The 19,294-nt window shown below is 70.4% G+C and carries 21 protein-coding genes and 1 tRNA gene; 10 read left to right on the top strand and 12 right to left on the bottom strand.

Going from position 1 to position 19,294, the window contains the following annotated elements:
• Nucleotides 1–4 precede the first annotated feature (4 nt).
• The gene (locus Q9R20_RS15595; protein ID WP_311250214.1) at nucleotides 5–775 is read left to right on the top strand and encodes an enoyl-CoA hydratase/isomerase family protein; all 771 of its coding nucleotides are present in this window, start codon (nucleotides 5–7) and stop codon (nucleotides 773–775) included.
• A 169-nt stretch (nucleotides 776–944) separates the two neighbouring features.
• On the opposite strand, the gene Q9R20_RS15590 is transcribed toward Q9R20_RS15595, so the two are convergent.
• Both Q9R20_RS15590 and Q9R20_RS15585 read right to left on the bottom strand, forming a co-directional pair.
• A complete protein-coding gene (locus tag Q9R20_RS15590) occupies nucleotides 945–1,232 on the bottom strand; it encodes a Fe-S cluster assembly protein HesB (RefSeq protein ID WP_311250195.1) in 288 nt (95 codons plus the stop codon).
• A gap of 113 nt (nucleotides 1,233–1,345) precedes the next feature.
• A complete protein-coding gene (locus tag Q9R20_RS15585; RefSeq protein ID WP_311250194.1) occupies nucleotides 1,346–2,197 on the bottom strand; it encodes a LuxR C-terminal-related transcriptional regulator in 852 nt (283 codons plus the stop codon).
• A gap of 138 nt (nucleotides 2,198–2,335) precedes the next feature.
• Between Q9R20_RS15585 and Q9R20_RS15580 the strand changes: the two genes are divergently transcribed.
• Both Q9R20_RS15580 and Q9R20_RS15575 read left to right on the top strand, forming a co-directional pair.
• Nucleotides 2,336–2,689: a DUF485 domain-containing protein gene (locus tag Q9R20_RS15580; protein ID WP_311250193.1), complete on the top strand. Its 354-nt coding sequence runs from the start codon at nucleotides 2,336–2,338 to the stop codon at nucleotides 2,687–2,689.
• Entirely contained in the window at nucleotides 2,686–4,302 is a 1,617-nt protein-coding gene (locus tag Q9R20_RS15575; RefSeq protein WP_311250192.1) for a sodium:solute symporter family transporter, read from the top strand. Before Q9R20_RS15580 ends, Q9R20_RS15575 begins: the two co-directional genes overlap by 4 nt.
• An 83-nt stretch (nucleotides 4,303–4,385) precedes the next feature.
• Here the strand turns inward: Q9R20_RS15575 and Q9R20_RS15570 are convergent, their stop codons facing one another.
• Nucleotides 4,386–4,919, bottom strand: coding sequence for a methylated-DNA--[protein]-cysteine S-methyltransferase (locus Q9R20_RS15570; RefSeq protein WP_311250191.1), 534 nt, complete (start codon nucleotides 4,917–4,919; stop codon nucleotides 4,386–4,388).
• A gap of 199 nt (nucleotides 4,920–5,118) precedes the next feature.
• Between Q9R20_RS15570 and Q9R20_RS15565 the strand changes: the two genes are divergently transcribed.
• Both Q9R20_RS15565 and Q9R20_RS15560 read left to right on the top strand, forming a co-directional pair.
• Entirely contained in the window at nucleotides 5,119–8,823 is a 3,705-nt protein-coding gene (locus tag Q9R20_RS15565) for an AAA family ATPase (RefSeq protein WP_311250190.1), read from the top strand.
• A 5-nt stretch (nucleotides 8,824–8,828) separates the two neighbouring features.
• Nucleotides 8,829–9,080, top strand: coding sequence for a hypothetical protein (locus Q9R20_RS15560; protein WP_311250189.1), 252 nt, complete (start codon nucleotides 8,829–8,831; stop codon nucleotides 9,078–9,080).
• Between the two features lie 58 nt (nucleotides 9,081–9,138).
• Here Q9R20_RS15560 and mscL read toward each other — a convergent pair whose 3' ends face one another.
• From mscL to Q9R20_RS15545, 3 genes are read right to left on the bottom strand one after another with little or no spacing between them, the layout of a single operon-like run.
• On the bottom strand, nucleotides 9,139–9,561 hold the full coding sequence (gene mscL, locus Q9R20_RS15555; protein ID WP_311250188.1) for a large conductance mechanosensitive channel protein MscL: 423 nt from the start codon (nucleotides 9,559–9,561) through the stop codon (nucleotides 9,139–9,141).
• A gap of 33 nt (nucleotides 9,562–9,594) precedes the next feature.
• Entirely contained in the window at nucleotides 9,595–9,864 is a 270-nt protein-coding gene (locus tag Q9R20_RS15550) for an FmdB family zinc ribbon protein (protein WP_311250187.1), read from the bottom strand.
• Between the two features lie 20 nt (nucleotides 9,865–9,884).
• Nucleotides 9,885–10,478 carry a 5-formyltetrahydrofolate cyclo-ligase gene (locus tag Q9R20_RS15545; RefSeq protein WP_311250186.1) on the bottom strand — a complete coding sequence of 198 codons (594 nt, stop codon included), beginning with the start codon at nucleotides 10,476–10,478 and terminating at the stop codon, nucleotides 9,885–9,887.
• A gap of 109 nt (nucleotides 10,479–10,587) precedes the next feature.
• On the opposite strand from Q9R20_RS15545, the gene galU reads away from it, so the two are divergent.
• The 5 genes from galU to Q9R20_RS15520 all read left to right on the top strand — a co-directional run bounded on the left by galU (nucleotide 10,588) and on the right by Q9R20_RS15520 (nucleotide 14,184).
• Entirely contained in the window at nucleotides 10,588–11,481 is an 894-nt protein-coding gene (galU, locus tag Q9R20_RS15540) for a UTP--glucose-1-phosphate uridylyltransferase GalU (protein ID WP_311250185.1), read from the top strand.
• Between the two features lie 14 nt (nucleotides 11,482–11,495).
• Complete coding sequence (locus tag Q9R20_RS15535) at nucleotides 11,496–12,119, top strand: GNAT family protein (RefSeq protein WP_311250184.1); 624 nt, start codon at nucleotides 11,496–11,498, stop codon at nucleotides 12,117–12,119.
• A gap of 47 nt (nucleotides 12,120–12,166) precedes the next feature.
• Entirely contained in the window at nucleotides 12,167–13,246 is a 1,080-nt protein-coding gene (locus tag Q9R20_RS15530; RefSeq protein WP_311250183.1) for a large exoprotein, read from the top strand.
• 111 nt (nucleotides 13,247–13,357) lie between these two features.
• A tRNA-Ala gene (locus Q9R20_RS15525) sits at nucleotides 13,358–13,433 on the top strand.
• Between the two features lie 154 nt (nucleotides 13,434–13,587).
• Nucleotides 13,588–14,184, top strand: coding sequence for a LysM domain-containing protein (locus Q9R20_RS15520; RefSeq protein ID WP_311250182.1), 597 nt, complete (start codon nucleotides 13,588–13,590; stop codon nucleotides 14,182–14,184).
• 149 nt (nucleotides 14,185–14,333) lie between these two features.
• Here the strand turns inward: Q9R20_RS15520 and Q9R20_RS15515 are convergent, their stop codons facing one another.
• From Q9R20_RS15515 to Q9R20_RS15490, 6 genes are read right to left on the bottom strand one after another with little or no spacing between them, the layout of a single operon-like run.
• A complete protein-coding gene (locus Q9R20_RS15515) occupies nucleotides 14,334–14,759 on the bottom strand; it encodes a hypothetical protein (protein WP_311250181.1) in 426 nt (141 codons plus the stop codon).
• A gap of 41 nt (nucleotides 14,760–14,800) precedes the next feature.
• Complete coding sequence (locus Q9R20_RS15510; protein ID WP_311250180.1) at nucleotides 14,801–16,207, bottom strand: hypothetical protein; 1,407 nt, start codon at nucleotides 16,205–16,207, stop codon at nucleotides 14,801–14,803.
• A gap of 3 nt (nucleotides 16,208–16,210) precedes the next feature.
• A complete protein-coding gene (locus Q9R20_RS15505; RefSeq protein ID WP_311250213.1) occupies nucleotides 16,211–16,447 on the bottom strand; it encodes a WXG100 family type VII secretion target in 237 nt (78 codons plus the stop codon).
• A 44-nt stretch (nucleotides 16,448–16,491) separates the two neighbouring features.
• On the bottom strand, nucleotides 16,492–16,815 hold the full coding sequence (locus tag Q9R20_RS15500; RefSeq protein WP_311250179.1) for a WXG100 family type VII secretion target: 324 nt from the start codon (nucleotides 16,813–16,815) through the stop codon (nucleotides 16,492–16,494).
• 42 nt (nucleotides 16,816–16,857) lie between these two features.
• Nucleotides 16,858–18,411, bottom strand: a complete 1,554-nt coding sequence (locus tag Q9R20_RS15495) for a hypothetical protein (protein ID WP_311250178.1) — start codon at nucleotides 18,409–18,411, stop codon at nucleotides 16,858–16,860.
• 14 nt (nucleotides 18,412–18,425) lie between these two features.
• A complete protein-coding gene (locus Q9R20_RS15490) occupies nucleotides 18,426–19,169 on the bottom strand; it encodes an ABC transporter ATP-binding protein (protein ID WP_295838548.1) in 744 nt (247 codons plus the stop codon).
• Between the last annotated feature and the right edge of the window lie 125 nt (nucleotides 19,170–19,294).

Genomic DNA, 19,294 nt, shown 5'->3' with positions numbered 1-19,294 from the left:
CGCGATGATCGACTACCGCCTCGACGCCGGCGTGGCCGAGATCGTCCTCGACGCGCCCGCGCGCCGCAACGCCCTCGGTCTCGACGACCTGCGCGACCTCGCCGCGGCGTACGACCGGGCCGAGGTCGACGGCGCCCGGGCCGTGCTCCTGCGCGGCGAGGGCAAGGCGTTCTGCGCCGGGCGCGACATCTCCGGCGTCGACCCGCGCACCGACGACGTCGCGGGGTACCTCGACGACACGCTCGCGCCCCTCCTGCGCCGCATGTCGGCCTTCCCCGCGCCGACCTTCGCCGCGGCCCACGGGGCGTGCCTGGGGGTGGGGTTGGGCCTGCTCATCGCCACCGACGTCGTCTACGTCGCCGACGACGCCCGGATCGGCTCTCCCTTCGCCGCCCTGGGCGCGACCCTCGACTCCGGCGGCCACGCGCTGTTCGTCGAGCGCCTCGGCGCGCACGCCACGCTCGATCTGATCTACACGGGCCGGCTGATGTCGGGAGCCGAAGCCGTTCGTGCCGGACTCTTCTCGCGCGCATTCCCGGCGGACGAGGTCCAGGATGCCGCCGCCTCGGCGGCCCGCACCGCTGCCGCCGGACCCACCCAGGCGTTCCGCGCGAGCAAGCGCATCGTCAGCGCGATCCGCGACGAACGTCTCGGCCTGTGGGAGGCCATGGCCCTCGAGAACCGCGCCCAGGCGGCTCTCGCCGCGACCGCCGACTACCGCGAAGGCTTCGCCGCGTTCCAGGGGAAGCGGGCGCCGGAGTTCTCGGGGCGGTGAGCCGCTTGAAACCACCCCGGAGCGCTCCCTGACCGAGTTCCCACCCGAAACCGCCCTGCAGTTCGTCTACGACCGCGCGAACGACGAGATCGTCGTCTTCCGCGGCTGACCGGCGGAGACGACGATGCCCCGGCACGCGGCCGGGGCATCGTTCACGCGACGGCGTGGATCAGCTCGCGGTGGTCACCGCGAACTGCACGGATCCCTGCTCGGGATCGATCTGCGCGTCGAGCACGCGGTCGTCGAGGACGGCCGCGGCGTCGGTGTCGAGGAACACGCGGGCTCCCGCGTTCTCGACGACGGCGTCTCCGGACTCGGGGGCGTCGACGACGCTGAGCGCGAACTGCGACTCGGGGGTGCCCGCACCCTCGATGCGGACGCCGCCGTGGGCGGCATCCGGGAACTGCGCGGTGATGGTCTTGACGGCGGTCGTGGCCTCTTCGGTGAGCGTCAGCATGGGTGACTCTCCTTCTCTGATCGACGACAGGAGTCAGCCACGATGCCGAGAATCCGGCCCCGTCTCAACTTGCCGCGGCCATTGCCAGGGGATTCCCACGCTCCGTCGCGGCGTCAGGGCAGCAGCCCGGCGCGACGCGCGCGGGTGACGGCGGCGTGCCGCGTCGAGGCGTCGAGTTTGGCCATCGCCGAGGCGAGGTAGGACTTCACGGTCGTCTCGCGCAGGTGAAGGGATGCCGCGATCTCGCCGTTCGTCGACCCCACCGCCGCGCACGCGAGCACGTCGACCTCGCGGCGGGAGAGGTGGATGTCGCCGTCGGGCGCGGCGGTCGGGGCGTCGCCGGTCAGGGCGGCCAGTCGCGCTTCGATGTCCTCGAGGCGCCGGCGCACGCCGTCGTCTCCCACGGTCGCGGCGATGCTGCGCAGCTGCGCGTAGCTCTCGCGGATCTCCTCGCGCGCTCCGGCGCTCAGACCGCCCTCGGGGGAGGGGGCGTTCGCGAGACGTCGCTCGACCTCGGCGCGCACACGCAGTTCGGTGCCCAGTTCGCCGGCGACGTCGAAGGCCGGGCGCGCCTCCACCTCGCCGACGGGCGCCTGCGCCCACGAGCCGCAGTACAGCACGCCCCGGGCCGCCCCGCCCACGAGCACCGGCACCGCGAAGAGCGTGGCGATGCCCTCGCCGAGGATGGCGCGGTCGTAATCGTGCGTGATGGAGCGCGACGTGCGGTAGTCGAGTGTCATGCGCGGGCGGCGTTCCACCAGGGCGCGACCGCCGAGACCGCGCGTCGCGTGCACTACGAGACCCTCGATGCTGCGGGTGCGGGCACCGACGATGGTCGTGACATGGACGGCGCCGCCGTGCTCGAGGCCGCCGAAGGCGACGGGGAAGTGCGTGCGGCGCGCGAGCTCGGCCACCGCGTGCGACACGAGCGTCGCATCGTCTCGAAGAGCGGAAGGGGCTCCCACGCAGTACCTACTTCCGGGGGTGACGGCTTCATCGCCGCGTTTCGTAGCGTCGACCATATCACCGGCGAAGCCGCGGCTGACCCGGACTTCTCCCCGTCGGCGCAATGCTGCGCCGCACTCATGAGGCAAGGAGGCCACATGACGGACCGTCGCATCGACGAAGCCCACCAGGGCGGGATCGATTACATCGCGGTCGAGGAATCCGCCCCGTTCCGGGACTTGAAGAAGCGGCAGCGCAGCTTCGTTTTCCCGCTCGCGGTCGCGTTCCTCGTCTGGTACTTCGTCTACGTTCTGCTGTCGTCGTTCGCTCCGGGGTTCATGGCCCAGTCGGTCTCGGGCGCGATCACCGTCGGACTGCTGTTCGGGCTCGGGCAGTTCGTCACGACGTTCGCGATCACCATGGGCTACGTCGCCTACGCGAACCGCAAGCTCGACCCGGGTGCCGAACAGCTGCGCGATGAGCTCGAGCGTGCCCAGGGAGGTCGGTCGTGAACGACGTCCTCGCCACCATCGACGCGGCCGTGCAGACGGTCGAGAACAACCCGGTGCTGAACATCTCGATCTTCGGCGCGTTCGTCGCCGTGACGCTGTTCATCGTCATCCGGGCCAGTCGCAACAGCAAGACCGCCGCCGACTACTACGCGGCCGGTCGCTCGTTCACCGGTCCGCAGAACGGTTTCGCCATCGCCGGCGACTATCTCTCGGCGGCGTCGTTCCTCGGCATCGTCGGCGCGATCGCCATCAACGGCTACGACGGCTTCCTCTACTCGATCGGCTTCCTCGTGGCCTGGCTGGTCGCCCTGCTGCTGGTCGCCGAGCTCATGCGCAACACCGGCAAGTTCACCATGGCCGACGTGCTGTCGTTCCGCCTCAAGGAACGGCCCGTGCGCATGGCCGCGGCGATCACGACGCTCGCGGTGTGCTTCTTCTACCTGCTCGCGCAGATGGCCGGCGCCGGCGGTCTGGTGTCGCTGCTGCTGGGCATCACCGAGCGCGTCGGTCAGTCGATCGTCGTCGCGGTGGTCGGCATCCTCATGATCGTCTACGTGCTCATCGGCGGGATGAAGGGCACGACCTGGGTGCAGATCGTCAAGGCGTTCCTGCTCATCGGCGGTGCGCTCGTCATGACGGTGTGGGTGCTGGCGATCAACGGCTTCAATCTCAACACCCTCCTCGAGAGCGCGGTCGCCGCCTCTCCCAAGGGGGAGGCCGTGCTCGCGCCCGGGCTCCAGTACGGCAAGAATCCGTGGGACTTCATCTCGCTCGCCCTCGCCCTCGTGCTGGGCACCGCGGGGCTCCCGCACGTGCTGATGCGCTTCTACACGGTGCCGACGGCCAAGGAGGCGCGTCGCTCGGTGGTGTGGGCGATCTGGTTGATCGGTCTCTTCTACATCCTGACCCTCGTGCTCGGTTACGGCGCCGGTGCGCTGGTCGGCTCGGAGGCGATCCTCGCCGCCCCCGGCGGCGTGAACGCGGCGGCCCCGCTGCTCGCGCTGGCTCTGGGCGGTCCCTTGCTGCTGGGCTTCATCTCGGCGGTGGCCTTCGCGACGATCCTCGCGGTGGTCGCCGGTCTCACCATCACCGCAGCGGCGTCGTTCGCGCACGACATCTACGCCAACGTGGTGAAGAAGGGCGACGTGCCGCCCGACGGCGAGGTCAAGGTCGCGCGGCGCACGGTCATCGTGATCGGGGTCCTGGCGATCCTCGGCGGCATCGGCGTGCAGGGGCAGAACGTGGCGTTCCTGGTGGCGCTCGCGTTCGCCGTGGCGGCGTCGGCGAACCTGCCGACGATCCTGTTCTCGCTGTTCTGGCGTCGCTTCACCACGCGCGGTGCGGTGTGGAGCATGTACGGGGGTCTCGGGTCGGCCCTCGTGCTGATCTTCCTGTCGCCGGTGTTCTGGGGAACGCCGACCAGTGTGTTCGTTGACACGGGCGTGGCGATCTGGCCGCTGAACAACCCCGGCATCGTCTCCATCCCGCTCGGGTTCTTCCTCGGATGGCTGGGCTCGGTGACCTCGCGGCGGGCGGAGGACCCCCGCAAGGCCGCCGAGATGGACGTGCGCTCCCTCACCGGCTTCGGCGCCGAGAAGGCGTCGAATCACTGACCGGCCGGCATCCCGACCGACGACCCCCGGTCCTCGCTCACCGCGGGGGCCGGGCACCGTCGTTCGCGCGGGCGACCGTGACCTCAGGGCGCGACCCGCAGCCCCTCGCCGAGAACCGCCGCATTCTCGAGGGCGAGCAGGTGCTCCTTCACCTCGGGGTGCCCGCCGTATTCGCCGATCGCGCCGTCGGCCCGCACCACCCGGTGCACGGGGACGACGATGGAGAACGGGCAGGACGCGCAGGCGGTGCCGACGGCGCGGGCGGCGCCGGGCGCACCGGCCAGGACGGCGACCTCGCCGTAGGACGCGACCTCGCCGTAGGGGATGTCGATCGCGGCCTCGAGGGCCGCCCGGGTGAAACCACGGACCAGTCGCCAGTCGAGCGCCACCTCGAAGGAGCGCCGTCGTCCCGCGAAGTACTCGTCGAGCTGTCGGACGAGGGGTGCGCCGGTCGCCGCATCGGGCTCGGGGAGCACTCCGAGGCGGCGGGCGATGTCGGCGCGAGCGAGGTCGAGCCCCTCGTGGGCGACGTCGAGGCGCACGAGCGCGGCGTCGACGAAGGTGAGCAGGATCGGCCCGATCGGGCTGTCGTGGTCGGTGCTGGTGACTCTGTTCATGCGCTCATCCTCGTGACCGTCGCGGGGCCCCGCCGGGCCGGGAGGCGTAACGGGGGAGGATCCCGCCGATCCGTCCCCTGGGGAGGAAGAGCCGGTGACGCGGCGTGTCGCCGATTCCCGCGAAACTCGCTCCCGCTGCGCACGTTCGCGCGGTGCCCGGCTTAGTCTGGCAGGTGTGTGGCGAGCTGAGGACGGTGCCGTGATCGGCGCCGACGGAGACGAGACGGTGTCGTCCGTCGACCCGGGCGAGCTGCGATTGTCGGAGCCCGGCATCGTCGTTCGCCACGTCGCCGACCCCGAACGGGACCGCATCCGCGCCGAGGCCGCCGCTCTCGGCGGTCGCTCGACCCTCCTGCGCTTCGACGACGCGCGCGACGCCGGCATCGACATCACCAAGGCCCACCCCGGGTCCCTGCCGCAGTTCATCACCGGTCGCGCGACCATGCTCTCCAACCTGTTCCGCGACGAGGTGGCGCTGCGCACCGCACGCATGGCCGCCGAACGCATCACCGCGAAGAACGTCGAATTGCGCACCGCCCGCGGGATCGAGCCCGTGCACCTGGCGGTCGGTCTGGCCGCGTGGAAGATCGGCGGGGTCGAATGGTCGGCCCCCGTGCTGCTGCGTCCTCTCGCGATCCGCCGCCATCACGGCGATTTCGAGCTCAAGCTGCACGGCGCGTTCGTGATGAACCCCGAGCTCGCCCGTGCGTTCCGCACGCACCTCGGGATCCAGATCGACAGCGCGGCCCTCGCGGCCCTCGCCTACGACCAGGGCGTGTTCAAGCCGCAGCCGGTCATCGATCGGATCCGTCGCCTCACCTCCCACGTGCCGACCTTCGTCGTGCATCCGCGCCTGGTGATCTCCTCCTTCGCCGACGTGGGTTCGGGCATGGCCCGCGACACCCAGGACCTCGACGACCCGCTGCTGAACGCGCTCGCCGGTCATCCCGACGATCGCGCCCGCGTGACGGTACGCCGCGACGACCCGGTCGTCGTGGGGCCCGACGAGCGCCCCCCGGCTGCCGACACCCTGCTGCTCGACGCCGACGCCGAGCAGGAGCGCGTGCTCGCCCGCATCGCGGCCGGCCACTCCCTCGCGGTGCACACGCTCCCGGGAACGGGCGGCACGCAGACCGTCATCAACGCGATCGGTCAGCTCGTGCACGACAACAAGCGCGTGCTCGTCGTGAGCGCCCGCCGTTCGACGCTCGACGGCATCCGTCACCGCTTGGCCGGCGTCGGCCTCACCGGTCTGGCCGTCTCGCCCCACCACGTGCGCCGCGACCTCATCCGGGCGATCGGTCGCAACGAGAAGGCCGAGCAGCCCAAGGTCGCCGAGATCGACGACGCCCTCGTGCGGCTTCGCACCGTGCTGCGCGACTACCGTTCGGCGGTCACCGAGCCGCATCTGGCCCTGGGCGTCTCGGCGCTCGAGGTGCTGCGGGCGTTGACGTCGTTGGCATCCACGTCTCCGGCGCCCTCGGCGGACACCCGCTTCGACCTGACGACGCTCGAACGCCTCGCCGGTCGTCGAGACGCGGCCGCTCGTGCGCTGGCGACGGCGGCGCGCCTCGGAGAGTTCCGCTTCGGCCCCGACGACTCGCCCTGGTACGGCGTGAGCTTCACGCGGACCGAAGACGCGCGCGCCGCGCACGACCTGGCCGGCAAGCTGCACACCAGCGACGTCCCGCGCCTGCTCGAACGCGGCTACGAGCTCATCGCCCAGACGCGGATGCGGCCGTTCCAGACGGTGTCCGAGCTGGGCTCGTACCTGCGGCTGCTGCAGGGCATCCGCGAGTCGCTCGACCGTTTCAGTCCCACCGTCTTCGAGCGGCCCCTGGGAGAGCTCATCGACGCGCACTCGCCGCGCCGCGACGCCTCCGCGATGAGCGGCCCCAACCGTCGCCGTCTGAAGCGCCTGTCGAAGGAGTACGTGCGCCCGGGCGTCCACGTTCCCGACATGTACGAGGCTCTGGTGCGCATCCAGCAGCAGCGCACCGAGTGGCAGCGCGTCGTCGAGGCCGGGGTCACCCCCGAGGTGCCGCTGGGCCTGGCGGATGTGCACGTCGCGTGGCAGCGCACCGACGCGCTGCTCGGCGAGCTCGATCAGATTCTGGGCCGACAGGGCTCCGAGCGCCTGTCGACCCTGCCCGTGCAGCGTCTCGTGCGCACGCTGGCCGGTCTCGCGGCCGAGTCGACCTTCTTCGACAACCTCGTCGAGCGCGCGCAACTGCGCTCCGAGCTCGCACGCCTCGGCCTCGAGCAGCTGCTCGTCGAGCTGTCGGTGCGCCACGTCCCCGAGGAACGGGTGGGCGCCGAGCTCGAGTTCGCGTGGTGGCAGTCGGCTCTCGAGCACCTGCTGCGCACCGACCGCGCCCTTCTGGGTGCCAACACGAGCGTCGTCGACCGTCTCGAACGCGACTTCCGCCTCGTCGACGAGGCGCACGCCGCCGCCGCCGGGCCCCTGCTGGCCGCGCAGTTGGCGACGCAGTGGCGCATCGGCATCGTCGATCAGGCCGACGAGGCCGCTGCGCTCAAGCGCGTGCTGAAAGACGGCCTGCACACGGCCCACGAGATCTCGGATGCCGCTCCCCAGCTGCTGCGCACGCTCGCGCCGGTGTGGCTGGCGTCCCCGTACGAGGTGCCCGACGTCCCCACCGATCTCGCTTTCGACGTGGTCATCATCGCCGACGCCGCGGCCCTGTGCCTGGCCGAGGCGACGCCGGCGTTGCGCCGCGCGCGTCAGGTGGTGCTCTTCGGCGACCCGGTGGTGCAGAAGCCCACGCCGTTCCGGGTGAGCGCGTCGATCGCCCCCGTCTCCGACGAGAGCGACGAGGTGCCCTTCGACCAGACGAGCGTGTTCGAGCGCGTCGCCGAGCTGCTTCCCGTCGAGACGCTCACGCGCAGCTACCGCGCGGGGGGCGAAGACCTCTCGCAGCTCGTCAACGACGCCTTCTACGGCGGCGAGATCGTCTCGCTCCCGTGGGCCGGTTCGTACCTCGGCCGCGGCAGCCTGAGCGTCGACTACGTCGAGAACGGGGTGGGCGCGCCCGACCCCGTCAGCGGTGCCGTCGAGAGCCCCGACGCCGAGGTGGCCCGCGTGGTCACGCTGGTCGTGGAGCACGCGGTCAACCGGGCCTCCGAGTCGCTCATGGTCGTGACGGCCAGTCGCCGGCACGCCGAGCGCGTGCGCGCCTCGGTCGTCGCGGCGCTCGCCGGCCGGTCCGACGTCGCGGAGTTCGTCTCGAGGGATGCCGCGGAGCCCTTCGCCGTGCTCACGCTCGAGGAGTCGGTGGCCGAGAGCCGCGACCGCGTGGTGTTCTCGCTCGGTTTCGGTCTCACCCGTCACGGGCGCGTGCTGAGCGACTTCGGCGACCTGTCGACGCCCGACGGCGAGCGTCTGCTCACGGTGGGTATGACCCGTGCCCGTCGCTCCATGGTCATCGTCTCGTCGATCCGTCCGTCGGCCTTCGACGACGGGCGTCTCGAGCACGGGGCGGCGACGCTCATGGGCATCCTGGGCAACGTCGCCGCGCGCGGTCGCGAGAGCCGCCTCGAAGACCTCGCCGACCCCCTCACGCGGGCCCTCGCGCGAGAGCTGCGCAGCCTCGGCGTCGAGGTCGACGTCGACTACCGCGGCCTGCTCCCGCTCGTCGCCCGGTACCAGGGCAAGGCGGTCGTCGCCGAGAGCGATCCCGAGACGATCGGCGAGTCCCTGCGCGAGACCCTCCGGCTGCGCCCGCAGATCCTGAGGCGCCTGGGCTGGCACTACGTGCGCGTGCACGCGTTCGACCTCTACAGCGACCCCGCGGGCGTGGCATCCAAGATCGCGGGCCTGCTCGGCGTCCCGACCGACGACGGCACGGCCCCCGAGAACTCGACCGAGCCGCTCGACCTGCCCTGACCCCGATGGATGAGCAGCCGGATGCCGAGGGCACCGCGCCCCCGTCCGGCGTCGACGCCGCGGTGAGCGGCGCGCACGCGGAGCGGCAGCCCGTTGTACGGGTGCGCGGTGCGCGGCGCGCGCGTCTGCTGCCGGCACCGGGCACGACCGCCGAACCCGCACCCGCGGACGACCCCGGGCGTGGGACGGGCGCGAGGCCGGCGGCATCCGGGCCCAACGACGAGCGCATGCTGCGCGACGTCCCTCCGCACTACTGAGCCGGAGACGTCGAACCGCGCCGGGGGAGTACCCCGACGCGGTTCTGTGCGGTCCGGTTCAGACCTTGGGGTTCTGTCGCTCCAGCAGGTCGCGGATCTGCACGAGCAGCTCCTGCTCGGTGGGGAGCTTGGGCTCCTCGGTCGCGGCCTCGGTGACGCCGGCGCGCGCGGCGGCCCGGGCCTTCCAGCGGTTCATCGGGTAGACGAACACGAAGTAGACGATCGCGGCGACCGCGAGGAAGTTGATGATCGCCACGACGATCGAGCCGAACTCGAACGTCGACACCCCGCCCGAGAGCGTGGGCACCGAGACGTTGAAGTCGCTCAGGTCGCCGACCTGGAACAGGAAGCCGATCAACGGATTGATCAGGCCCTGCACGATGGCGGTGACGATGGCGGTGAACGCCGCACCGATGACGACCGCGACGGCCAGATCGATGACGTTCCCGCGGAGGATGAACTCCTTGAATCCTTTGATCATGCGCTGGCTCCCCTTCTGCCACGCCGCCCGGACTCAGGAGGCTGAGGACGGGGCGGACGTCTTCGTTTCCGACTTCGATGATGTCGAAGAACCGCCCGAGCCGCCACCGGTGCTCGCGGTGGAGCCGCCGCGGGAGTCCGTGCGGTAGAAGCCGGAGCCGTTGAAGGTCACGCCGATCGACCCGTACTGCTTGCGCACCTCGCCGCCGCATTCGGGGCATTCGGTGAGGGCGGCGTCCGAGAAGGACTGCACGGCGTCGAAACGGTGGCCGCACTGCTTGCAGGCATAGGAGTAGGTGGGCATTGACGGTTCCTTCGGGTGTGTCAGGAGGAGGGGGCCAGCGACAGCGTGCGCGTGGGGGTGACCACGCCCGTGACGGGCTGGTCGTGCACGTCGCGGGGCACGTCGTCGATGAGCTCGGAATCGAAGATGACCGCGTAGACCGGCGGGCACTTCTCCATGGAGCCGAGGGTCTTGTCGAAGTAGCCGCGCCCCCAGCCCAGGCGCATGCCGCGCTGGTCGACGGCGGCGGCCGGGATGATGAGGAGGTCGACGTCGTTGACGGCGATCGGGCCGAGCACGTCGCCGACCGGTTCGGGCAGACCGAACAGGCCCTCGGCGATCTCGGTGTCGGGCGTCGCGACGCTCCAGTCGAGCAAACCGTCTTCGCGGGTGATCGGCAGGAGGACCCGGATGCCGCGCTCCACCGCCCCGGCCACGAAGGCGTGGGTGCCCGGTTCGGTCGGCGTCGACAGGAAGCAGGAGACGCTGCGTGCGCCGAGTCGCGCGACCAGCGCGTCGAGTTGCTCTTTGACGCCCGCTTCGGCCGTCTCGCGCGCGTGGGCGGAGACGATCTGGCGACGTTCGCGCAGGTCGGCGCGGAGAGCCCGCTTGGCCTGCTCGATGCGATCCGGCATGCGGGTCATTCTACGTCCGCGCAGCGGACCGGCTGCGCGAACGGGATGCCGCGTCGTTCGCCGCGTTTCCCTGCACAACGCCGTCACGACGGCCCGCTAGGGTATGCCCATGCCTCATAAGCCCTTCAAGGCCGTCATCCCGGCCGCCGGTCTCGGTACGCGCTTCCTCCCCGCCACCAAGGCGATGCCGAAGGAGATGCTGCCGGTCGTCGACAAGCCGGCGATCCAGTACGTCGTCGAAGAGGCCACGGGCGCCGGCATCGACGATGTGCTCATCATCATCGGCCGCAACAAGAACAACATCGCCAATCACTTCGACTCGATGCCCGAGCTCGAGGCGAAGCTGCGCGAGAAGGGCGACGACGACAAGCTCGCCAAGGTCGAGCATTCGTCCGACCTCGCCGACATCCACATGGTGCGCCAGGGCGAGCCCAAGGGCCTGGGCCACGCGGTGCTGCGCGCCCGCAGCCACGTGGGCGACCACCCGTTCGCTGTCCTGCTCGGCGACGACCTCATCGACGAGCGCGACGCGCTCCTCACGAAGATGATGGAGGAGTACGACAAGCGCGGAGGCGCCACCGTCATCGCGCTCATGGAGGTCGACCCCGCCCACATCCACCTCTACGGTGTGGCCGCTGTCGAGGCGACCGACGAAGACGACGTGGTCAAGGTCACGCAGCTCGTCGAGAAGCCCAAGGCCGAAGACGCGCCCTCCAACCTCGCGATCATCGGTCGCTACGTGCTGGGCCCCGATGTCTTCGACATCCTCGAGCGCACCGAGCCCGGCAAGGGCGGCGAGATCCAGCTGACCGACGCCCTCGAGGAGCTCGCGACCGGCGGCGGCGACGGCGGCGGCGTGTACGGCGTCGTGTTCCGCGGACGTCGGTACGACACCGGCGACCGTGTCGACTACATCAAGGCGATCGTGCAGCTCGCCGCAGACCGCGACGACCTCGGTCCCGCCCTCCGCCCCTGGTTCAAGGAGTTCGCGCAGGGTCTCTGACCCGGCTCACGGCTATGGATCTCTCCGTCCCGCGACGGCACGGCGAGGTGGGGATCCGCCTCATCCGCAACCGCGACGCGCGCGTCCTGCAGCAGCAACTGATCGACAACCGGTCGTGGCTGCGGCCCTGGGAGGCCACGAGCCCCGACGGGCCGGTGTCGTTCGACATGCGGCTGGGGATCCGTCGCCTGCTGCAGCAGTACCGTGACGGCCTCGGCGTGCCGCTGGTGATGGAGTGGCGCGAAGAGGTCGCCGGTCAGCTGAACGTCTGGGGAGTGTCGCGCGGGTCGCTCGCCTCGGCGACGATCGGGTACTGGGTGGCCGAGTCGTTCGCCGGTCGCAACATCACCACGATCGCCGTCGCCATGGCGACCGACCTGTGCTTCACTTCGCTCAACCTGCACCGGGTCGAGATCTGCATCCGTCCCGAGAACCACGCGAGCCTGCGCATCGTCGAGAAGCTCGGCTTCCGCTACGAAGGGCTTCGCCGGCGGTACATCCACATCGACGGCGACTGGCGGGATCACTACTCCTTCGCGCTCGTTCGCGAAGACGTGCCGCACGGGGTGCTCGACCGGTGGGAGCGCGGTCAGGTCCCGCCCGACGCCGCGCGCGTGCCCCCTTCCGACCGGATCTGATCTTCGCCCGCACGACACGCGGGAGGATGCCGAGGTGTGATCTCTCGGTGACCTACCTTTATGGCATGGGTGGGCAGGTTCTCAGCGGCGGCGTGATCGTCTTCGTCGCGGTCGCGCTCTGGCTGGTGTACCTGCTGCCGTCGTGGCAGAGCCGACACCGGTTCACGTCGGCCGAACGCAACGCCGTGCGCCTCAACCAGGCGCTGCGGGTACTCGCCGAAACGGCCGAGACACCTCGCGAGGTGCGTCTCGAGCTCACCACCCGCACCGCCTTCCAGCAGCAGAAGCTCGCTCGCCAGGTGCAGGCCCAGAAAGCGCAGACCGAGCTCGCAGCCGCAAAGGCCCGGCTCGAGGTCGCCAAACTCGAGAGCGCCCGCGACCGCGACGTCGTCAAGGAGCAGCGCGCCGCCGCCCTCGACCTCGCTCGTGCCGAGCGCGTCGCGGCGGTCGAGGTCGCTCGCGCCGAGCGCGCGGCCGCCCTGGAGAAAGCCCGCGCCGAGCGCGCGGCCGCGGTCGAGCGCGCGCACGCGGAACGTGCGATCGCCCACGCCCGCCCTGAGGCGCGCCGGGCCCGGACGCGTCGGCGTTTCCGCCTGACGGTCACCACCTTCGCCGCCCTCGGTCTTGCCTCCACGATCGCCGGCGGCGTCCTCGCGATCGGGGGAGCGGCGCCCGTCCTGTTGATTGCCGGGGCCGTCTCCGTCTTCGCGGCGCTCATCATCCTGCGGCGCATCTCGGTCGTGGCGAGTCGCGTGCACGCGGGGCCCGCCCCGGTCTCCGTCGCCCGGCCCGTCGTCGAGGTGCAGGACGTGCCGCTCGTGCCGACGCCCCGCCCCACGTGGACGCCCCGCGAACTGCCGCGCCCCCTCGTCGCCTCGGCCGGCTCGCGTGCCGCCGCCGTCGTCGACGAGCAGCTCGCACGAGAGGCCCTGCGGATCGCGGCGCGCGAGGAGGCCGCGCGCGAGATCGCCGCGCAGCAGGCGCCCACACCGATCGAGACGGCCCGTCCCGCCGCCGCCACGGCTCCCGGGCCGGTGTCGCCGTACGCGGCCATGGGATACGTCGACGACGCCGAGATCGAGGATCACGTGCGTCGTCTGCTGAACCGTCGCGCCGTCGGCGCCTGAGCCCGTTTCCCGCACCCCTGCGCGACATGCACGTAGCGGCATATCGGTACGTCGCGCGGCCCGCCGTGGTCAGGGGCGCGCTCGGGCCGTGATAGTGTTGACGAGGTTTCCGGGCCTGTGGCGCAGTTGGTAGCGCGCCTCGTTCGCATCGAGGAGGTCAGGGGTTCGAATCCCCTCAGGTCCACCAAAGTATGAAGAAGCTCCCGTTCGACGGGGGCTTCTTCTGTGTTTGACGGTCGACCCTGGCGAGCCGTGCAGCCCCGAACGCCCTGCGGCGTCGACGCTGCCGCGAGCAAGGGCGGCATGGTTCCCGTGCGTTGTGTGCGCACCTCCTGACTGCCATGCTCGACACCATGAAGCCGTCGGCCAAGGTCATCGTCGGCCTCGTGTGCGGTGCCGTGATGGTGGGGTTGGCAGTCATGACGGTGCCGGCCTCCGCCCCGCTGAGCGCGGTCGCCTCCGTCGCGGGCGGTCTCACCGCCTCGCTCAGATCGAGCGTCGACGTGCCCGCGACGCCCTCGGCATCCGCCCCCGTCTCTGACCCGTACGGCCCGCCAGAGGGCTACGTCGATGTCGGCAACGGCACGTTCATCCCCGGTGGAGGGTTCGGTGACTGCGCGGAATCCGCCTACATCCATATGGGCAGCCAGAACGGGGAGCCCATCACCGCGAGCCTCTTCGGGAAGCTCGTCGACACGGGGGTCAGGGAGTTCGCGGCGGGAGCCCCCGCTTTCGCCGACGACGGGCGGATCGCGACCTACACGGTCGCCCCGGGCGACAGTCCCGTGGCGATCGGCGACCGGTTCTGCATCTGGAACGGTCTCTCGCTCACCACGCTGAACGGCATCCCGGGCAGCACGGCCATCCAGCCCGGACAGGTGCTCGTGCTCGACCCCGCGGCGGTCCCGGGGTTCGTCTTCGACTACCCCTACGACTGAGCGGCCGCCGCCGGCGCGCGGCATCCGCTGGTCAGGTGTCTTGGAATTCCCGCCGCCGAGGGAGATGTCTCAGGTGCTCAAGAAGCAGGCCGAACAGGCCACCGCGCCGAGGGAGCGACATCGAGCGGTCGGTCACGCCCCGTCCCACGTCACGCAGTGGCCGTGGAAAGAGCGGCTTGGACCGCTTGACCGAGCTCCATGGCGCTCGGTGAGTGCAGTGCCGCCACTTCGCCGTCGATGGGCGTGAAGCCCTTTCGGGGGCCACCATTGGCCTCCGGGGTGACCTCAACCGAAGTGAGGTTCTCACCTTGACCATTCGCCGCCCAGACGCTGACACTTTTCACCCCCTTCGCATAGTGGGCGAAGGAGGGGGCGCCCACCCAGGCGAGGAAATCGGCGTCAGGGGGGAACTCGCGGGTATCGCGTGCGGGGAGCTTACCTTCGGAGGAGCGCTGCAATCCCGCAACGACGGCTTCACCGAGCAGCATGGCGTCGGAAACGTCAGTGACCACCGAAGGCACACCGTCGATGAGCCGATGCCCATCCACAGTTCTCGAATAGGTGACCACGAACACGCGACCGTCTCGCTGCTGCTCCACACTCACTAAACGGTCACTCATCGGACGACCTCCACAATCAGCTTGACACCGTTCTGTTCAGCGTACTGAGCCATAGAGGCCAGCACCGTGGATTGCGCCTCGGTGGCCCCCCGAGGAACTGCCACGTGGAGAACTCGTTCCGCGACATCGCGAGCGATGATTCTTTCACCGCCCCACGCTGCGCCCATAAAGCCCGCGGTTTTGTCGATGTAGCCCGTGAGCAACCTGGTCAGGGCTTTGTCCGATTGATATGTCGCCGCGCCCAGGTCAACGCTTTTGATACTCGTGGCGACACCCGTGAGGCGGTCGAAACGGTCGATGGTGGGGAAGGAAGCGGGGAGGTTGCCGCCGAGGCGGGCTTCGATGGTGAACCCCCGAGGCGAGGGGCCGTAGGGCCAAGGGGAGTTAGCGAGCTTGTTCGCCAGCGCCGTGAGCCTGTCTGCTGCCCCGGTCACGCTGGCGGTGGCTGCGACGGACGGGGTGCGCGCGGCGACAGCGCGGAGTCCATCGCTCGTTGCGTCGAGGGTGCGCCAGGTGAGACCGGCGGCGGCGGTCTTCGCACCTTCGACGAGTCGCACGATGATGTGAACGAAGCGCACCGTGTACTTGCTGGCGTTGAAGACGGCGACGCCGTGTCCAACCAGGAGGCCTGCTCCCTCCGTAGCCGCGCCAGCAGCCAAGGCGACCGCTTCGATGGCTGCGGTTTCCGCGAGGAGGAGGGCGACCTGCTTGCGCAGCTCGTTCTGCGCTTCATCGATGTGTTGAGCGAGAGTTTCGGCAGAGTCCGCGATGGCCCTCGCCTGCGCAGCGATGTCGGTAAGCGAATCACCCACCGTGATGCAGACACCTCGGGCGGCGTCCACTTCGGGCGACTCCTCGTTCGCAAGTGAGGTGAGCGCAGAGGATATCGAGGGCCAGGCGCTCTCCAGCTTTGCGGCGCAGTCCCTCCACGCGGCCGCGAGGGCGCGCAGCTTCGTCGGGTCACCGTCCGGCCAGATGACCGCGACGTACTTCTGAACATCTATCCAGCCGTTCGGCGGGCCGAGCGAGCCCCCCGCGACGCTGGGAACGGAAGCGCAGACACCGAACGCCGGCGTATCGACCGCAATCGGCACTTGAGGCAAAGCGCCGAGCACGGTCGAGTCCGCGTCCGCGGACGCGTGATTCAGGCCTGTCTGCCTGAGCAACCCGCCGACCGTGAGGGCGGCAGCCACCGCGTCGTTGATTGCCTGAGCGACGGCGGGAGCGGTCTGATCGTACGCCTCCGCCCACGCCGCGCCAGAGGGGTCATTTCCCGCGATGCGTCCCGAGTCAGCGAGGGTGGAGCCGAGAGCAGATTCGGCGTCGCTGAGCGTCCGGGCGACGTTGGCGCCGAACTCCGTTGACGCGGTGTACCAGGCGTCGGGATCGACGGTGATGAGCATTAGTCACCCCCACATCCGTGAGTTGGCATCCACCGCCGCGCTGTAGTTCGCTCGCGCGCCGTCGAGCAGGCGGCGCATTCCCACGAGGGCGTCGGCCATGTCTCGTGAGTTTCCGGACCAATCATCGTGGGCAAGCGCGTGAGCGTCCGACGCGTCACCCTCCCAGGTCATGTGGAGGCGGTGGGAGGCGGCGTCCGCATCTTCAAGGGCCTGGGTGATGCGGGCTGTGAGGCTCGTCATCTCCTCGACGATCTCGGAGAGATGCGTCAGATGGACCGAATGCCTCATCGCTGACCGCCCACCGGGAGGTTCGATTCCAAGGTGCGCGCGGCATCACTGCTCGCCTGCTCAGCGGCTGCGATATCAGCCGTCGCGCCCCGCAACGCGGCGATCAGGCGGGAGAGTTCCTCCGTACTTCCCGTTGCAGAAGTGAGCCATGCGTCGAAGAGCGGTCGGAAAGCGGAGGCTGCATCCCCCGTCCATCCGGCGGCGAGCAGGTCCTCGACGCGTTCGCGTACCTGTCGAACACGAGCATCGAGGTCGTCCGACGCTTCATCCAGGCGCACACCTTCCGAGACGAGCGCGTCAAAATCAACTCGGATGAACACGCGGCCAGGATACACATCGCTCCGATGCCGCGGCATCCGGAATCAAGCGCCCTGGAACGTCCGCAGTTGGGCGAGCAGCCTCGGCGCGCTCGCGTCGAAGCGCGCGCCGCCGATCAGCACGCCGCCTGCGAAGACGACCGCACCCCACACCAATCCGATGGCCAGCGCCACCCACCCGGCGCCGGTGGCTCCCGCGAAGACGGCGATGACCGCGGGGATCACGGCGGGCAGCGCCAGCACGGCGACGAGCATCCAGCACAGGAAGAACGCCAGGAACATCGAGAAGGTCGAGCCGGGCACGCGCTTGAACGGCGAGTCACCCGGTGCGGGTGTGGGGACGACGAGCAGCGCCGAGCTCACGGCGCTGACACCGAGTCCGACGAGGGTGAGGCCGAGCGAGCCCCCGACGACCGCTGGGAGCAGCTCCCACCGGCCGGCCACAGCCAGGGTCACGACGTCGGCGAGCAGTAAGAGCGGCACGCTCACGGTCGCCGCGCCCAGCATGCGGCCGAGGCGGTCGGCGCGCCCGCGGATCCCCGTCTGCAGCACCGTGGCGAAGGCGGTGCCGTCGTACGAGACATCGGTGTAGGCGAGGATGCCGGCGAAGAAGCCGACCAGCAGTCCCGAGGCCGCGAAGAACGGCCCGTCGAGATCGCCCTGCGAGTACATCAGCACGAGGACGGGCGTGAAGGGGATCAGCAGCAGCTGCCGCAGGTAGCGGAAGTCGCGCGTCCACGATGTGAGCGACCGCGCCCACGTGGCGCCGACAGGGGTCGAGGGCATGACGCCGAACCATCCGAGCGACCCCGAGCGGCGGCGGGCGGCCGAGCGCGCGGGCGGACCGACGACGGATGCCGACAGGCTCCGCTGCCACAGCACCCACAGCACCGCGAGGGTGACGCCCGCGATCACGAGCTTGAGCAGTCCCGTGATCCAGGCGCCCGCGGCGAGGTCGCCGGGCACCGCCCACACGGCCGCGACCGGGGTCCACGACAGACCCGAGACGACGGCCTGCAGGGGGAGGCCCTGGGCGCTCGCCGAGGCGAGACCATTCGTGATCGCGATGAACAAGGGGCTGGCGAAGATGAGCAGGGCGAAGCCGACGAGCCCGATGATCTCGCGGGTGCGTCGCCCTCCTCCGATGCCGCCGGCGAGGGCGGCGACCGCGCGCGACGCGACGACGCAGGTCAGCACGCCCAGCGGGACGCACACCAGCGCGGCGACCGCCGCGACCGGGTATCGCGCCCAGACGAGGAACACCGCGAGCGATCCGACCGCGGTGGTGATCCCCGGGACGCCGGTGAGCCCGCCGGCGGTGATCGCGAGCATCATCTGCCGGGTCGTTAGCGGAAAGGGGGCGAGCTTCGCGGGGTCGAGCGTCGTGTCGAGCCCCGCGGCGAAGATCGGCCCCACCACCCACCCCAGCGTCAGCACCGCACCGGCGGCGGTGATCACCCACCGCGCGATGTCGAGGTCGAGCGTGCCGACGAAGAACAGTCCGACGCCGACGAGCAGCAGCATCCACAGCGCGCCGATCACGCCGAAGATGAACCCGACCATCTGCATGGGGCTCCGCGCCAGGGTGTTCCTCAGCACGCGGAACCGGATCCTCAGGACTGTCGCAACCACTGCGGCCCCTCCGCGTGGTGGCGGCCGCCCACGAGGTCGACGAAGCGGTCCTGGAGGGTCTGGGTGCCGCGCACCTCGTCGACGGTCCCGGATGCCAGCAGCCGGCCCTGCGCGATGACGGCGACGTGATCGCACATGCGCTGCACCAGGTCCATCGAGTGGCTCGAGACGATGACCGTGCCGCCCGAGGCGGTGTAGCCGCGGAGGATGTCCTCGATGTTCGCCGCCGACACCGGGTCGACCGACTCGAACGGCTCGTCGAGCACGAGCAGGCGCGGGGCGTGCACGAGGGCGCAGGCGAGCGCGACCTTCTTGGTCATGCCCGCGGAGTAGTCGACGACGGGCGTGCCGGCCGCTTCCGTGAGGTCCATGATGCGGAGCAGATCCGCGGTGCGGGTGCTCACCTCCTCGCGCGGCAGGCCGAACATCATGCCGGTGTAGGTGACGAGCTGTTCGCCGGTGAGCCGGTCGAAGAGGCGCACGCCGTCGGCGAGGTTGCCGATGAGTCTCTTCGCCTCGACCGGTCGGGTCCAGACGTCGACCCCGTGGATGCGGGCGGTGCCGGCATCCGGTCTCAGAAGTCCCGTCGCCATCGACAGCGTGGTCGTCTTACCGGCGCCGTTGGGGCCGACGAGTCCGTAGAAGGATCCGGTCGGGACGGTGAGGTCGAGACCTGCCACCGCGACCTTCTGGCCGAAGTGCTTCGCCAGCCCCGCCAGCTGCATCGCCGGGAGCGCGTCGCTCGAGGCGGGCGGCGCCACCGCCTCGGGAAGAGCGGACGGCGGCGGGACGTCACGAGGAATGTCGGTCACCTCTCGAACCTATCGGCGCGCGCCGGGGCTTCCCAGCC

This window comes from Microbacterium sp. PRF11, from assembly GCF_031844085.1.
In the GTDB taxonomy this organism is placed as follows: domain Bacteria; phylum Actinomycetota; class Actinomycetes; order Actinomycetales; family Microbacteriaceae; genus Microbacterium.
The sequence above is the reverse complement of the archived record's forward strand: the minus strand, read 5'-3'. Positions and strand labels throughout refer to the sequence as shown.

What these genes read in the sequence shown, in the direction of transcription:
- Q9R20_RS15570 (WP_311250191.1), bottom strand. Translation starts at nt 4,919, where the DNA reads ATGAACAGAGTCACCAGCACCGACCACGACAGCCCGATCGGGCCGATC.
- Q9R20_RS15560 (WP_311250189.1), top strand. Translation starts at nt 8,829, where the DNA reads ATGGATGAGCAGCCGGATGCCGAGGGCACCGCGCCCCCGTCCGGCGTC.
- Q9R20_RS15520 (WP_311250182.1), top strand. Translation starts at nt 13,588, where the DNA reads ATGCTCGACACCATGAAGCCGTCGGCCAAGGTCATCGTCGGCCTCGTG.
- Q9R20_RS15595 (WP_311250214.1), top strand. Translation starts at nt 5, where the DNA reads ATGATCGACTACCGCCTCGACGCCGGCGTGGCCGAGATCGTCCTCGAC.
- Q9R20_RS15590 (WP_311250195.1), bottom strand. Translation starts at nt 1,232, where the DNA reads ATGCTGACGCTCACCGAAGAGGCCACGACCGCCGTCAAGACCATCACC.
- mscL (WP_311250188.1), bottom strand. Translation starts at nt 9,561, where the DNA reads ATGATCAAAGGATTCAAGGAGTTCATCCTCCGCGGGAACGTCATCGAT.
- Q9R20_RS15490 (WP_295838548.1), bottom strand. Translation starts at nt 19,169, where the DNA reads ATGCAGCTGGCGGGGCTGGCGAAGCACTTCGGCCAGAAGGTCGCGGTG.
- Q9R20_RS15505 (WP_311250213.1), bottom strand. Translation starts at nt 16,447, where the DNA reads ATGACGAGCCTCACAGCCCGCATCACCCAGGCCCTTGAAGATGCGGAC.
- Q9R20_RS15545 (WP_311250186.1), bottom strand. Translation starts at nt 10,478, where the DNA reads ATGCCGGATCGCATCGAGCAGGCCAAGCGGGCTCTCCGCGCCGACCTG.
- Q9R20_RS15510 (WP_311250180.1), bottom strand. Translation starts at nt 16,207, where the DNA reads ATGCTCATCACCGTCGATCCCGACGCCTGGTACACCGCGTCAACGGAG.
- Q9R20_RS15550 (WP_311250187.1), bottom strand. Translation starts at nt 9,864, where the DNA reads ATGCCCACCTACTCCTATGCCTGCAAGCAGTGCGGCCACCGTTTCGAC.
- Q9R20_RS15535 (WP_311250184.1), top strand. Translation starts at nt 11,496, where the DNA reads ATGGATCTCTCCGTCCCGCGACGGCACGGCGAGGTGGGGATCCGCCTC.
- galU (WP_311250185.1), top strand. Translation starts at nt 10,588, where the DNA reads ATGCCTCATAAGCCCTTCAAGGCCGTCATCCCGGCCGCCGGTCTCGGT.
- Q9R20_RS15580 (WP_311250193.1), top strand. Translation starts at nt 2,336, where the DNA reads ATGACGGACCGTCGCATCGACGAAGCCCACCAGGGCGGGATCGATTAC.